The following is a 13,615-nucleotide window of genomic DNA, read 5'->3' as shown; positions in this document are numbered from 1 at the left end:
CCAAAATGAAAAAGATTTTATTTTTATTATTGATTATTAATGCTGCTTTACTTTGGGGACAGGGCGGACAAGCGGAGTATAAATTTGAATTATATAATTTAAGATTTGAACTTACAGATCCCGTCAAAAATAACACAAGCTCACATGTTGCACTTACTATTAATTATGATGATAACTCGCAAGAAGAAATCTATTACAGAGGAATCTCAGAAGAAGAACATGATGAGTGGGATTGGAATTTGAATCCGCCGATAATTCGGTCTAAGCGACCTGTTTCCATTCGTGTTTCGGGCTTTGTAAACTTCAGATCTGGTACGGATGCAAGCTATAATGTTACGAATAATTTGACAACGTGCCCATTGCAGAGTTTTTCTGTCCCAAGTAATTCTCCAAGAATGTCTGCAATTACTTTTAAAACAAGAGTTACCCCTGTTCATACTTTGATATCTGTGACAGCGACAGGAGCCGCAAATACCTTTTTGCCTAGTGACGATAAGGTAAATGTATACGCAAAACAAGGCTTTGCAGCTAATCTATATAGCTATCAATATAGCACAGACAATATCAATAGGGTAAATATTGATCCTTCTTTATCTGTTTTAAATAAATTGAGCGTTTCTGCAAAAGATCTTTTCGGAGCAAATTATACACAATATGTAGGACAAAATATTTTTTTTAGAGTTGTGTCTTGTTTATCAGGCGGAACATATCAGTCAGTTTCTCCTCCGGTAGTTTTAACGCTCATTCAGTCTGCACCTCATATTCCTACCAGTTCAGTGACTCCGACGAAATGTTTTGATACCACAGATGGCACAGCAACACTTAATTTTGACAGAACTTTAATTGCGGGTGAAACATTAAAAATCTCGTTGGTCAATACCGTTACAGGAGCTGCAGTTCTTAACCAGGATATTACAAGTAATTTACAGACCAGTACCTCATATACTTTACAAAACCTTCCTCCCGGAACGTATAAATTAGATATTTTGGGTACTTATAATGGAAATGCAACCTACACTGACAGTCCTACCCATACCATCAACTTTGAGATTACAAAACCGACTCCAGTAATTTTCTCTATGTCGTCACAAACCAATGTATATTGTTTTGAAGGAAATGATGGTATTATCAATCTTACCGCAAGTGGCGGGCAAAACCAATACCATTATAAAGTCATCAAAGATGGACAGCCTTTTCTCGATTGGACAAATTTCAGCGGTGGAAATACTTCTGCCATTCAAAATCTGAGTGCAGGTGTGTATAAAATAAAAGTAAGAGATTCTAACCTTTGTATCGCAAAAGACCCTACCAATTCCAGTATAGAAAAAGAAATTACGGTAACCATTACCCAGCCTTCTGCAGCTATTGCTCTTCCAACTGCTGATATTGAAATTGTTCAGCCTACAGGATTTGGATTGAGCAATGGGTATATATCGGTAAAAGTAACAGGTGGAACACCTAATACGGACGGCAGTTATAATTTCGAATGGAGAAAAGATGCGCCTAACGGAACTGTTATTTCAACAGGAATTACCACTGATGCAGTAAATAATCCATACACCATCAAACTTGCAAATCTTCCTGCCGGAACATATTATTTAACTGTTAAAGATAAAAATTACGCTAACGCAACCTCCCAATTAGGAAATTGTGGAATTATTTCACAAGAATTTATTGTACTACAGCCGGAACCTTTGGTTGCCACTATAGAAATTGAAAAACAGATTTCTTGTAACCTCGCCAATGATTATCCCAATAAGTTGGATTTAGACAACAATGGAGTTCCTGATGAAGCCGAAGATGGCAACCTGAAAGTAGTAGTTACCGGAGGTGTGGGGGCATATGAATATCAATGGCAGGTTTTAACCGGAGGAACTTTTCAGAATATTCCTGGAGCAACGCAAGCAGTTTTAGCCAATCGTTCTGTAGGAACTTTCAAAGTTTTAGTAAATGATATCAATGGTAATACGGCGAATGCAGAATATACTTTCGTATTTCCTCCACAATTATCAATTACCTTATCGGCTAATACTATATCTTGCTATAATCAGAATACAGGTATGGTTTCGGTTAATGCTACAGGAGGAACGGGAACACTTTCTTATCAATGGAATACCTCTCATACCACTCCTACGGTTACAGGACTACCGGGCGGAAATTACTTTGTATTGGTTACCGATTCTAAAAGCTGTAAAGTAAAAGGCAATGTACAGGTGATTCAGCCTGACCAAATTATCATTACTGATGAGTCTGTTCAAAATCCTATTTGTTTTGGAGCAAGCAACGGAGAAATTAAAACCAGTATCACGGGAGGCAAAGCACCATATTCCATCAGTTGGTCTAATGGAGCAACTACAGCAGACAATATGGGAATTCCATCTGGAACCTATACGATGACAGTTACCGATTCCAATGGATGTAGTTCATCAAAACAATATACACTTACTGACCCTGCGCAGCTTACGACTGATTTAGGAGCAGATGTAACGTTATGTTCAGGAGACACGCAAGTCTATAATGTAGCAATAAATGATCCTCTTGCCACCTACCAATGGAAAGATCAAAACGGAAATACAATTGGTACTTTGGCAACTATTACTTTGTCGAATGCAGGGACTTATACCGTAATTATAACTGATTCTAAAGGCTGCACAGCTACTGATAGTGTTAAAATTAAAAATTCATCTGAAGTATTAAATCCTCAGTTTATGTTGGCTACCCACGCTTATTCAGAAGCCAGTGTGGTATTGGTAAATACTTCTCCAACACAGCCGCAAGCAGTGGAATGGATAATTCCAACAGGTAATAGTATTCAGATTATACAAAAAACAAATAATCTTTTAGAACTTAAATTCTCTGTTCCGGGTTCTTATGAAATAGGATTGAAGGGAATTCAGGGAGAATGTGTGAAGACTTTCTATAAAAAAGTTATTGTTGAAGAAAACACTTCAGGAGTTACACTTAATCCTACAAAAGCCTCCAATATAACAGAATTTACACTTCTGCCAAATCCAAATAACGGAATTTTCAAAGTTTTAGTAGGATTAGGCGAGGAAAAACCAATCAAAATAAAAATTATCGATATGGTTTCCCACGAAGCTTATCCTGCGGTTACACAGCCGAAAGCTGCTTATTTTGCTGTGCCTTATAATACCTCTCTTCCTGCAGGAACTTACTTGTTTATTCTGGAAACAGGCAATGAAGTACTGGTAAAAAGAATGCTTGTACAATAAAAACAATTGATGATTAAAGACAAAATGCAATCTATGAATTTTCATAAAATTTTAAAAACAATATATTCTGTAGTTCTTTTAGTGATTCTCGCTATCACGTTCAATGGATGTGCAATTGAAGAAGGAATTCCGGTAAAGGCCGATTTCACTATAAAAGTGGTTAACAATGACTATTCCGTACCTGTAAAAGTAGAAATTACTAACAAATCTACAGGAGCCGATACTTACGAATGGTCATTTGATGGCTCAACTGTAACGAGTTCCACAGAAAAAAATCCCCAGCCAATTACATATGCAGCAGCGGGAGTGTATAAAATAAAACTAAAAGCCTCCAACAAAGACGGTAATGAAGAAGAAAAAATAATAGAGGTGAAAGCAGATGCTTCTATGAAAGTTGATTTTGAATGGCAGATGCAGGGAAGTGATATTTCTCCGGTCACTTTGCAGATGGTAGATAAATCATTGGGAGCGACCCAATATTTATGGGAATTTGATGGGGGAAATCCTGCTACTTCTAATGTTCAAAATCCAAGTGTAGTATTTACAACTCCTGGAGATCATATTATCAAGTTGACTATTTCAAATGGGCTGGAAACCTACTCTACCCAAAAAACGGTAACGATACAACCTGCAATGACCGTTGATTTTAACTGGAGTGTAGATCCTATTGACAATGACTACGAAGCACCGCTATTGCTGCATCTAAATAACTTGTCTACTAATGCATATACATATGAATGGGAAATAGTAGGAGCAACGCCTTCTTTATCCACGGTAACCAATCCTGATATTAATTTCAGTGCTGCCGGAACATATACCATTATTTTGAAAGCTACCAACGATAAAGAAACGAAAATACTTCAAAAACAGGTTACCATACAGCCGAATACCAATTTGCTTTCTTTTAGCAATGTAAAATTGGGAATCAGTACTGCTCACTCTACGATTGGGTGCTTCTTTTCTTCCTATTTAGGCACAGTTATTAAACAAGGAGATGTTACTCCTGCAAATGGTTCTAAAATAGATTTTGGATTTTTCGGGCTTAACTCTTCATTTAACTACAACCAATTTGTATCTCCGGATGAAGTACAGAATACGGCGTTTTCTTCAATTCCAAATGCAACCCACAGTAAAGTCATCAACTCGCAAGAATTGGTGGGAGCACAGCTTTCGATTTCAGGGTTCAATGCTATTAATGTAGGAAGTGATTTTAATTCCATTAATGTGAATGAAACTAATACAGGAAAAACACCATTTAACAATACGGTTGTTCCAAGAGTGGTTTTGTTTAAAACGGAGGATGGCAGAAAAGGAGCAATAAAAATCACAGATTTTGTATCGGCAGGAACAGGCTCATATATACTTGTTGATATTAAAGTTCAGAAACAACCATAATGCTTTTTATGAAGAAGATCTATAGCAAAAGTTTAGCATTATCACTGCTGATTTCAACATTTACGTTCTACAAAGCTCAAGAAGTAAATTTGGAAAATTTAGGAAAAAAAACGATGGAAGAATTGAAAAAAAATCCCTTTAAAATTAGTGGAGGAATTTCAGCAAATTCTGTTTTTTACAGCTCAAATGTGTATAGTGGAAGAGCTCCATTTACTTATTTTCTCAATGGAAATCTTAATCTTGGTCTCTACAAATGGTCAATGCCTATTTCTTATAGTTTAACAAATCAAGGCAGCCAATTAGGATATCAGGTTCCCTTTAAATTTAACCGGATTAGTATTGCTCCAAAATATAAATGGGTAAAAGTCTATATTGGAGATGCTAATATGACCTTTTCACCATATACATTTAATGGGTTACTATTTACCGGAGCCGGTTTGGAGCTGACACCCAAAATACCTTTGAAAGTTGCCTTAATGACTGGAAGGCTCAACAAAGCTGTAGAAGATGACGGAAATCCCAATACAATTCCCGCCTACAAAAGAATTGGGTATGGTGCTCATCTGAAATGGGAAAAAGAGAGGTATAAATTAGGACTGATTGGATTCTATGCAAAAGATGATGTAGGTTCTTTGAAGACCGCACCTGATGCAAAAGGAATTTTGCCACAGGAAAACTTGGTGCTTTCAATGACAGGAAGTTTTAAATTAGATAAAAATCTTGAGGCATTTGGAGAATACGCCAATACTTCTGTCATAAATGATTTGAGAGCTACACCAAACGGTGCTATAAAAAAAGGAATTGCTTCTAAATTTCTTTCGCCCAATTCTTCTATGGAAAACTATTCTGCTTATAATGGAGGAGTCAATCTCAAACTTAAAAAAGGAATGGTAGGCGTTAGATATGAAAAAATTGATCCAGGATACAGAACATTAGGAGCCTATTATTTTAATAATGATCTGGAAAACATCACGCTTAATTCTTCTTTCACAATGCTGAAAGATCGATTGGCTCTTTCTGCAAACATCGGAAGACAAAGAGATAATCTGGATAATAAAAAAGCAAAGCAGACCAGTCGTTGGGTGGGTGCAGTGAATGCCAATCTGAAAGCTTCGGATAAACTAATGATTACCGCAAGTTATTCCAACTTTACGATGTTTACCAGCAACCAGTTAAACCAGTTCAACACTGTTAATAATAATCCTTTGCTCATTCAACAACCTAAAGATTCGATAGATTATAAGCAGATTTCACAGAACACCAATATTAATGTGAATTATATCCTTTCCAGCACCAAAGAAAAAGTACAGAATATCAACTTTACTTATTCATTGAATGATATGGTCAATAGAGAAAATGGGATTGTAAGAAGGGGAGGACTTTCGCGATTTCATAATGCCAATGTGAATTACAATTTAGGTTTTCCTGAAAGGAAAATGAACATTGCCACATCATTTAATTTCACCCACACTTATGCCGCATCACAAACTTCTACAATTTGGGGACCAGGTATAAATGTGACCAAATCTTTATTGAAGGATGAAAAGCTAAAAACTAATTTTGGAGCATCTTATAATCATTCAGGAAGTACGACTTCTAATATTAACGTGATGAATTTTAGATTGGGTGCCAATTATATGCCTTGGAAAAAGCATAATTTTAATCTGAACTTTATCCAATTGTTCAGAAATACAGACCAGGCCATTGAAAATCCAAATCTCAATGAGATGACTTGTACATTAGGGTATAATTATAATTTTTAATAGGCAAACCACTTACTTAATATCGTTGCTAAATTTTTTAATTTCCTAATTATCAAAATATTTTAAAACAAAATGGCGCCAACTGTCTTTAGTTGGCGCCATTTTTTGGTTGTACCCATAACCGAAGAAATATCGAAATATTTGGTTGAAGATTTTGAAAGAATTTCAAAATCACAGATTGAAAAGCTAGAATTGGATATACAGCAGATCGTCTCGGAAAGCAAAGAACTTGATATCAGAACAAAAATAGAGAACACCTTTGATTCAATGGAAAATCTTGTAAACCTTTACCAGCAGGGTGACCTGCTAACAATAAGAACGATAGGGTGTTTTGATATTTCCTCAAAAAGTTGAATTTGACGGGAAAAGTTTTCAAACACCAAAATGAACATCGTTGCTCAATGTATCTATCAGTATAACAATGGATTAGGAAATAAAAAAAACCGACATAAGAGAGTAAAAACTTCAAATGTCGGTCTTGTGACCTCGACAGGATTCAAACCTGTAACCTTCTGAGCCGTAATCAGATGCGCTATTCAGTTGCGCCACGAGGCCTTGTTTAAGGGTTTGCAAATATAAGACTTTTTTAGTTTCTTTGAAAGATGAAACTGAAATTTTTAATAATTATTGCATTTCTAGCGGTAATCTGCTGTAAACAAGAACAAAAAAAATCGCAAAATGATGTTGTTTCTTTGTCTTCAAAGCTTAATTATAAAGTAGAAGGGCGAAACTTTCATTTTGAGTCAGGTAAATTTAAATATGTTTTTACTACAAATCAAATTCCTTTTAAGAAAGTTATTTTTCTCAATTCCAGTTTGCTAGGATACATGTCTGAAATAGAAGCAGAAAACTCAATAATGGGAGTTGCAAGTCCGGAATATATCTATTCTGAAAAAATTAAAAAATTGATTAAAAACGGAAAAATTGAAACTGTAGGAAACGACCAAAAATACGATGTTGAGAAAATTATTTCACTTAAGCCAGATGCTGTTTTTACAAATTATATAGCAAGTTTTGAAAATACTTACCAACTTCTAAAAAATAATGGAATACAGGTTATTTTTCTCGATGAATATCTTGAGCAAAAGCCTTTAGAGAAAACTGCATACATCAAGCTTTTCGGGAAACTATTCGGAAAAGTTGATATAGCGGAAAAAAAATATGCTGAGATTAAAAAAAATTATCAAGAATTAAAGCAATTAGCACTAAAATCACAGTCGCGGCCAAAAGTTTTAGCTAACGAAATGTATGGAGACGTGTGGTATCTTCCTGGCGGAAAAACTTTTACAGCTAACTATATCGCAGATGCAAACGCCGATTATATTCTAAAAGATAACATGGAAGATAAGGCAGTTACGATGAGTTTTGAAGAAGTTTATTCGAAATCTATGGAGACAAAATACTGGATCAACGCAGGAAATCATCGTTCTAAACAGGAATTGCTGAATATCAACCCATATTATGGAAAACTTGAAGTTTTTAAAAATGGAAAAATCTACGGCGTTACAGAGAAAGAGCGGCAAAAAGCCAATGATTTTTTTGAAAGCGGAGTGGTGCGATCAGATCTTATTCTTAAAGATTATATAAAAATCTTTCATCCGGAGCTTTTGCAGGATTATAAGCTCACTTATCTGAAAGAATTACAATAGCTCGCAGGAATTTTTTATTTTTGCAGAAGTTTTTAGTTTATGTGGAAAAAAATAAAACAACTTATTTTCATCGTTCTTATTTTGAACGTAGTATTCATCATCTGGGGAAGATTTTTTAATCCGCCCATCACGATTACGCAAATTGGCGGACTGTTTGAGTATGGTAAACTCAGTCGCGATTACATTTCTTACGATGAAATGGGAAATAATGTAAAAAAAGCGGTAATAGCTTCCGAAGATCAAAAGTTTTTTAACCACAATGGTTTTGATTATACTGCGATCGAAAAAGCGATGAAAAACAATGAAAAAGGGAAAAAGCTGAGAGGTGGAAGCACGATTTCGCAACAGACCGCAAAAAATGTTTTTCTTTGGCAGGGAAGAAGCTGGATTAGGAAGGGGCTTGAAGCAATGTATACTTTTATCATCGAAAAAGTCTGGAGTAAAGACATTATTCTTGAGAGATATCTAAATTCTATTGAGATGGGGCAGGGAGTTTTTGGTATAGAAGCTGCTTCACAATATTATTTTGGAAAATCTTCAAAAGACCTAAATACTTCAGAAGCAGCGTGGATTGCAGCTGTATTGCCCAACCCTAAAAAATACGATCCAAAAAATCCTTCTTCTTACTTGAGAAAGAAACATAATTGGATCGTACGACAAATGAGAAATGTAACTTTGAAGTAGTATCTTTGTACCAATGAAATTTCTCAGTACAAGTACAAAAAATTTTGAAGCTGTTCTTAAAAAATACTTTTCTTTTAAGAACGAAACGCTTTCTCTGGAGCCTTTTGCTGAGTTTCTGGAAGCCATTAAGAAAGCAGATTTTACTGATGTTCTCAATTGCTTTAAGGCAAATCCTAATCTTGCTGACCATTTCAAATACTATATTCACAACATTTTTGAAGACCGGCCTTTCAATTTATCGCTTACCGAGGCCAATATTTTATCAGAAAACGCCTTTTTTCCTGAATTAAAAAAACGGATTTTAAATAAAATATTACCGCCCGTAGAGCATGAAAAAACGGTTTGGTATATGGTAGATAACATCAGTTTCAGACCCAAAAAAGATTTGGAATATCTGCATAATCTACCGGAAAATGAGATGAATGAGTTTTTTGATGTTCTCGGTATCTCAGATTTTATTCAGAAAAAAAAGGTAAAAAGAGAGCTTATCTTTTCTATGAATATTCTTTCTTGGCGTGTTACAGGGATGGCTCTCGAAGTTGAGGTCGTAAGAATGGCGCCTGAGTACAGAAATTTCGATAATCCTTTTTTGGCTTTACAGAATGAGCTTGAAGCTTTAGCAGAAGAGTTTAAAGTAAATCCGGAAATACAACTACATTCCAAAGACAGCAGATACAAGCAAATAAAAATTTATATCAGTCAATGTCTTGACTTTGTGAATATTGCGTTCAAGAATTCCTCAAAATACGGTATATCTGGGAAGATCAATCAGTCGCTGATCAAAATACGTCAGCAGACACAAAGAATTTCTGAAATCGCTCAATTGCTGATTATAGATAGCAACGCCGATGTTATTATTAAGTCTAAACAGTTGATGTTTAATGTATTAAGTTACAAATCTCATAAAAATAATATTTCTGAGCTTTTCAACGACAGTACGAGAATGATTTCCCATCTCATCACTAATCATACAGCGGAAACGGGCAGTCATTACATTACCTCAAACCGCAAGCAGTACATGAAAATGTTTATGAAAGCAAGCGGCGGAGGAATCATTGTTGGTGCTTTGTGTGTGCTGAAAATGTTGTATGGTTTCATGCCGGGAAGTGATTTTTACCATGCATTTTTATATTCGTTAAATTATGCAATGGGATTTGTGATGATCTATCTCATGGGATTTACACTTGCTACAAAACAGCCTGCAATGACGGCTGCAACAATGACTAAGGTACTTTCTGAACAGGGAAATACGAAAAGAAATAATACAGAATTTGCAGATCTTGTCTCAAAACTGTTCAGGAGCCAGTTTATAGCTTTTGTTGGGAATGTATTGCTGGCTTTTCCGGTGGCATTAGCAATTATTTATGGTTTGGATGTTTTTTTCTCACAAAATTTAGCGGTTGAAAGATCTGAGAAATTACTGAAAGATTTAGATCCCTTTAACTCTAAGGCGATTCTCCACGCAAGTATTGCGGGATTTTATCTATTTATCTCCGGGATTATCTCAGGAAATATTGGTAATAACTCGGTGTTTTTTCAGATTCCGGACAGAATTGCGAAAAACCAATCAATTAAAAGGGTTTTCGGAGCTAAATTTGCGAACAGACTTTCAGTTTATTATGCGAAGAATTGGGCCGGTATCATTTCAAATTTTTGGTTTGGTGTTTTCCTGGGTGCAACGGCGCCGATAGGTTTGTTTTTTGGTTTAGATCTAGACATTCGTCACATTACATTTGCCGCAGGAAATTTTGCTTTAGGATTGTATGGTAAAGATTTTAGCGTAGATTCTTACACATTCTGGATTGCACTTTTAACCGTTTTTATTATCGGATTTTTCAACTTTTTGGTAAGTTTTAGCTTATCGATGTTTTTGGCATTTAGATCCAGAAAACTGAATTTTGGCGAGGTTAGTGAGATTTATAAAGAGATTTTCAGGTATTTTATCAAAAATCCGCTGAAATTTTTTATTCCGTTGCGTTCAAGTTTTGACTTTAAAACCTCGGATATGGTAAAAAAGACAATTCCTACAAAATCTGAAGATCAGTAAATTTTTCTTCTCCAAATTTCTCCTGAAACTTCTTGAGATAGAAGCTTTTTCGCATCTGGAAATCATTTTTCAGTAAAGGAGAATCGATTTTTATAGTAATTATTTTATCAGCAATATTTACGCTTTCGATTTCGTTATATAAGCTTTCATCAAGATATTCTCCAAGAAAATCTTTAATTTCGAAAGCCAACAGCTTATCTTCAAAACCATAAATTCTCGCAAAAGATTTCACAAGTTCAGAAGATTGAAATTCGCGTTTTTTATTCCGTTTCATTACTTTTAAATCTCAAAAATTATACTTTCTTCATTTATTTTCTTCACCACACTTTCCGTACGTTCTCTGTGAGTATCTGTAATAAAAATCTGTCCGAAATTCTCCTGATTAACCAATTTGATCAACTGAGCAACACGAGTATCATCCAATTTATCAAAAATATCATCAAGCAAAAGAATCGGAGTTTTTCCGGTAAGTTCTTTCACCAAACTCATCTGAGCGAGTTTTAATGAAATTAAAAACGATTTCTGCTGTCCTTGCGAACCTATTTTTTTAATGAGAACAGAATCCATCTCAAAAAGCAAATCATCTTTATGAATTCCTTTTGAAGTGTAGGTAAGCATTCTGTCGCGCTCTAAACTTTCTGTTAAAAGATCACGAAACTTCTTTTCTGGCTGAGCAACATCGAAGCTTTCCAATAGATGAGATTCATAAATTACAGAAACTGTTTCTTTTCCGCCAGAGATTATCTCGTAAAAATTCTGAACAATCGGATTCAGTTTTTCAACAAATTCCTTTCTTTTTACAAAAATTTTGGTTCCGGATTTTGTAATAGGATCGTCATAAATTTCCAGAGAATCTTTATCCCAAACTCGGTTTTTTGCGAAATATTTCAGTAAAGCATTTCTCTGCTGAATCGTTTTTTGGTATTGAATGAGATCAAAAAGGTAACCGGAATCAGTCTGAGAAATCATCGAATCAAGAAATTTCCTACGACTTTCTCCCGAATCTGAGATAAGATTCGAATCGTACGGAGAAATCATCACGCTTGGCAAATAACCGATGTGATCTGCCATTCTATCATAGCTTTTATCATTTTTTTTAATGATTTTCTTGGCTTCTTTCGGCTGCGAAATTTTGATACTGTCTTCGCTGTCTTCGTTTTGAATTTCAGCATCGATTGTGAAAAAATCTTCGTCTGTTTTGATGTTATTGATGTCGGTATTTCCCAAAAAACTTTTCCCTACAGAGAGATAGTGCAAAGCATCAAGAATGTTGGTTTTTCCGGCACCGTTGTTTCCTACGAAACAATTGATCTGCGGTGAAAACTCAAACTTTTTCTCAGAATGGTTTTTAAAATTGTAAAGGGTGAGTTTTTTAATGATCATAATCCTAAAATGGTGTTTAATTTTTCAGGATTTTGATGATTTTCCCAAAATGAAATGATGTAAATAGTTTCTGGTGTAATTGTATAAAACAAGCTATAATTCTTGAGAACTAAAATTCGGATATTTTCTTCAGAAGTTTTTTTGCCTGAAAGTGGTTTTTAATTGATTTGTTTTCTCCTTAATTATACTTTTTAGTTTTTTTGAGTAAACTGTGCTTTTGTTTCTGTTGTTCCAATATATAAAAATTTCATCTCTCTGTTGTTTTGCAAAATGAGACCATTCGATTTTTATTTTAACCATTCTTCATCCATTTTATCTATCTCTTCTTCCGTATAAACTCTTCCGTTTTTTATATCATTCATTCCTCGCTCAATCATTTTCATTACATAATCAGGTAAAACGATTTCATCTTCTTTAAAATATTCTTCCACCTCTTCATCCGTCAAAGGTTTTTCACTTTTGTAGAGCAGATCTTGCTCACTCACAATATCTTTTGACTGATTTTCTAAATTTTTCAGAAAAGAAGATAACAGATAATAATTTTCCAACTCGCAAACTTTTTGAATCAGCTTTATTTTAATATCATTAATATTTTCCATGACTTCAAATTTTCAGTAAAGATAAAAATTTCATTTCACAAAATAATTGAGAAACCAAAGAAACAATAAGGGCAAACCCGAGCAAGATTCTACCCAAAAAGAATAATAGGAGTCACTTCTTTTATTTTCAGAAAAATAAATTAAAATAAAGGTAAAAATTGTGGTTAAAAAATAGCCGACAGAAAACAGAACATCCAGATAAAAAACAGATAAAATGCACGAAACAAAAACCAATATATAAGCAATATATTTCGTGTTTTGAATTCCGATCAATTTTGGAAAAGTTTCGACGGTATCGCTTTTCATATCACGTATATCGAATGGCAGAACCAAAGCTGTGATGAAAAAAAAACTGATCAAAAAAATAGGAAGGTTAAATTGAGGTAAAGTCAGCCAGCAATTGACCAAAGCCCAAACCAATCCTACATAAAAAACCTTCAGAAAAGGAATTTTACGGATGTAATTTTCAAGAAAAAAGCTGTTGTACAATAAGCCTAAAACGACAATAATAAACCATTTCAGGAGACGTATTTCATTATGATTAAGAATAATTAAAACTGCAGAAATAAGTCCTGCAAATATATTTAAGATAAAAATTTTGTAAAAATGTCGCGTATTTTGATATTTCGTGTAGAGGTAACCGCTGAAATAAGTAATGAATATCAGACATATAGTTGGAAAACGGAATGTGTTTTGCTCCTCCATGAAAAATACCGAAAAAAGCGTTCCCATTAAGGATACGTAAAGTTGGCTGTCTATGACATATTTTTTCAGTACTTTTAAGAAATTCATTGATCAAAAATAACATTTATGATTCTTTATAACAAAGCCAGCGTAAACAATTTTAAATAAAGATTCAATA

Annotated in this window: 12 protein-coding genes and 1 tRNA gene; 8 read left to right on the top strand and 5 right to left on the bottom strand. The window is 34.5% G+C overall.

The window, feature by feature from the left end; all coding sequences use genetic code 11:
• The first annotated feature begins 5 nt into the window (after positions 1-5).
• The 5 genes from PGH12_RS05685 (at position 6) to PGH12_RS05665 (ending at position 6,907) form a co-directional block, all read left to right on the top strand.
• On the top strand, positions 6-3,233 hold the full coding sequence (locus PGH12_RS05685) for a SprB repeat-containing protein (protein ID WP_267597162.1): 3,228 nt from the start codon (positions 6-8) through the stop codon (positions 3,231-3,233).
• A 33-nt stretch (positions 3,234-3,266) separates the two neighbouring features.
• Positions 3,267-4,628, top strand: coding sequence for a PKD domain-containing protein (locus tag PGH12_RS05680; protein ID WP_267597161.1), 1,362 nt, complete (start codon positions 3,267-3,269; stop codon positions 4,626-4,628).
• 8 nt (positions 4,629-4,636) lie between these two features.
• Positions 4,637-6,391 carry a TonB-dependent receptor gene (locus tag PGH12_RS05675; RefSeq protein WP_267597160.1) on the top strand — a complete coding sequence of 585 codons (1,755 nt, stop codon included), beginning with the start codon at positions 4,637-4,639 and terminating at the stop codon, positions 6,389-6,391.
• A gap of 72 nt (positions 6,392-6,463) precedes the next feature.
• Positions 6,464-6,745: a hypothetical protein gene (locus tag PGH12_RS05670; protein WP_267597158.1), complete on the top strand. Its 282-nt coding sequence runs from the start codon at positions 6,464-6,466 to the stop codon at positions 6,743-6,745.
• A 30-nt stretch (positions 6,746-6,775) separates the two neighbouring features.
• On the top strand, positions 6,776-6,907 hold the full coding sequence (locus PGH12_RS05665) for a hypothetical protein (RefSeq protein WP_267597156.1): 132 nt from the start codon (positions 6,776-6,778) through the stop codon (positions 6,905-6,907).
• Here PGH12_RS05665 and PGH12_RS05660 read toward each other — a convergent pair.
• Positions 6,873-6,946 (bottom strand) — tRNA-Arg (locus PGH12_RS05660). The genes PGH12_RS05665 and PGH12_RS05660 overlap by 35 nt on opposite strands.
• 137 nt (positions 6,947-7,083) lie before the next feature.
• Here PGH12_RS05660 and PGH12_RS05655 point away from each other — a divergent pair.
• From PGH12_RS05655 to PGH12_RS05645, 3 genes are read left to right on the top strand one after another with little or no spacing between them, the layout of a single operon-like run.
• Positions 7,084-8,040, top strand: coding sequence for an ABC transporter substrate-binding protein (locus tag PGH12_RS05655; protein WP_324290981.1), 957 nt, complete (start codon positions 7,084-7,086; stop codon positions 8,038-8,040).
• A gap of 39 nt (positions 8,041-8,079) precedes the next feature.
• On the top strand, positions 8,080-8,724 hold the full coding sequence (gene mtgA / locus PGH12_RS05650) for a monofunctional biosynthetic peptidoglycan transglycosylase (RefSeq protein ID WP_267597153.1): 645 nt from the start codon (positions 8,080-8,082) through the stop codon (positions 8,722-8,724).
• Between the two features lie 13 nt (positions 8,725-8,737).
• Positions 8,738-10,771, top strand: a complete 2,034-nt coding sequence (locus tag PGH12_RS05645) for a transporter-like protein (protein WP_267597152.1) — start codon at positions 8,738-8,740, stop codon at positions 10,769-10,771.
• Here the strand turns inward: PGH12_RS05645 and PGH12_RS05640 are convergent.
• The 4 genes from PGH12_RS05640 to PGH12_RS05625 all read right to left on the bottom strand — a co-directional run bounded on the left by PGH12_RS05640 (position 10,749) and on the right by PGH12_RS05625 (position 13,545).
• Positions 10,749-11,045, bottom strand: coding sequence for a hypothetical protein (locus PGH12_RS05640; RefSeq protein ID WP_267597151.1), 297 nt, complete (start codon positions 11,043-11,045; stop codon positions 10,749-10,751). The two genes, PGH12_RS05645 and PGH12_RS05640, sit on opposite strands and share 23 nt — an antisense overlap.
• 5 nt (positions 11,046-11,050) lie before the next feature.
• Positions 11,051-12,154 (bottom strand): DNA replication/repair protein RecF, encoded by a 1,104-nt coding sequence (gene recF / locus PGH12_RS05635; RefSeq protein ID WP_267597149.1) that lies wholly within the window; start codon positions 12,152-12,154, stop codon positions 11,051-11,053.
• Positions 12,155-12,441: 287 nt separating this feature from the next.
• Positions 12,442-12,753, bottom strand: a complete 312-nt coding sequence (locus PGH12_RS05630; RefSeq protein WP_267597148.1) for a hypothetical protein — start codon at positions 12,751-12,753, stop codon at positions 12,442-12,444.
• Between the two features lie 30 nt (positions 12,754-12,783).
• The gene (locus PGH12_RS05625) at positions 12,784-13,545 is read right to left on the bottom strand and encodes a UbiA prenyltransferase family protein (RefSeq protein WP_267597147.1); all 762 of its coding nucleotides are present in this window, start codon (positions 13,543-13,545) and stop codon (positions 12,784-12,786) included.
• Positions 13,546-13,615 lie beyond the last annotated feature (70 nt).

The organism is Chryseobacterium sp. CY350 (assembly GCF_027945075.1).
GTDB lineage: Bacteria > Bacteroidota > Bacteroidia > Flavobacteriales > Weeksellaceae > Chryseobacterium.
The sequence above is the reverse complement of the archived record's forward strand: the minus strand, read 5'-3'. Positions and strand labels throughout refer to the sequence as shown.

Excerpts from the sequence above, each read along its gene's own strand:
- PGH12_RS05685 (WP_267597162.1), top strand. The coding sequence starts at position 6 with ATGAAAAAGATTTTATTTTTATTATTGATTATTAATGCTGCTTTACTT.
- PGH12_RS05680 (WP_267597161.1), top strand. The coding sequence starts at position 3,267 with ATGAATTTTCATAAAATTTTAAAAACAATATATTCTGTAGTTCTTTTA.
- PGH12_RS05675 (WP_267597160.1), top strand. The coding sequence starts at position 4,637 with ATGAAGAAGATCTATAGCAAAAGTTTAGCATTATCACTGCTGATTTCA.
- PGH12_RS05670 (WP_267597158.1), top strand. The coding sequence starts at position 6,464 with ATGGCGCCAACTGTCTTTAGTTGGCGCCATTTTTTGGTTGTACCCATA.
- PGH12_RS05665 (WP_267597156.1), top strand. The coding sequence starts at position 6,776 with ATGAACATCGTTGCTCAATGTATCTATCAGTATAACAATGGATTAGGA.
- mtgA (WP_267597153.1), top strand. The coding sequence starts at position 8,080 with ATGTGGAAAAAAATAAAACAACTTATTTTCATCGTTCTTATTTTGAAC.
- PGH12_RS05645 (WP_267597152.1), top strand. The coding sequence starts at position 8,738 with ATGAAATTTCTCAGTACAAGTACAAAAAATTTTGAAGCTGTTCTTAAA.
- PGH12_RS05640 (WP_267597151.1), bottom strand. The coding sequence starts at position 11,045 with ATGAAACGGAATAAAAAACGCGAATTTCAATCTTCTGAACTTGTGAAA.
- recF (WP_267597149.1), bottom strand. The coding sequence starts at position 12,154 with ATGATCATTAAAAAACTCACCCTTTACAATTTTAAAAACCATTCTGAG.
- PGH12_RS05630 (WP_267597148.1), bottom strand. The coding sequence starts at position 12,753 with ATGGAAAATATTAATGATATTAAAATAAAGCTGATTCAAAAAGTTTGC.
- PGH12_RS05625 (WP_267597147.1), bottom strand. The coding sequence starts at position 13,545 with ATGAATTTCTTAAAAGTACTGAAAAAATATGTCATAGACAGCCAACTT.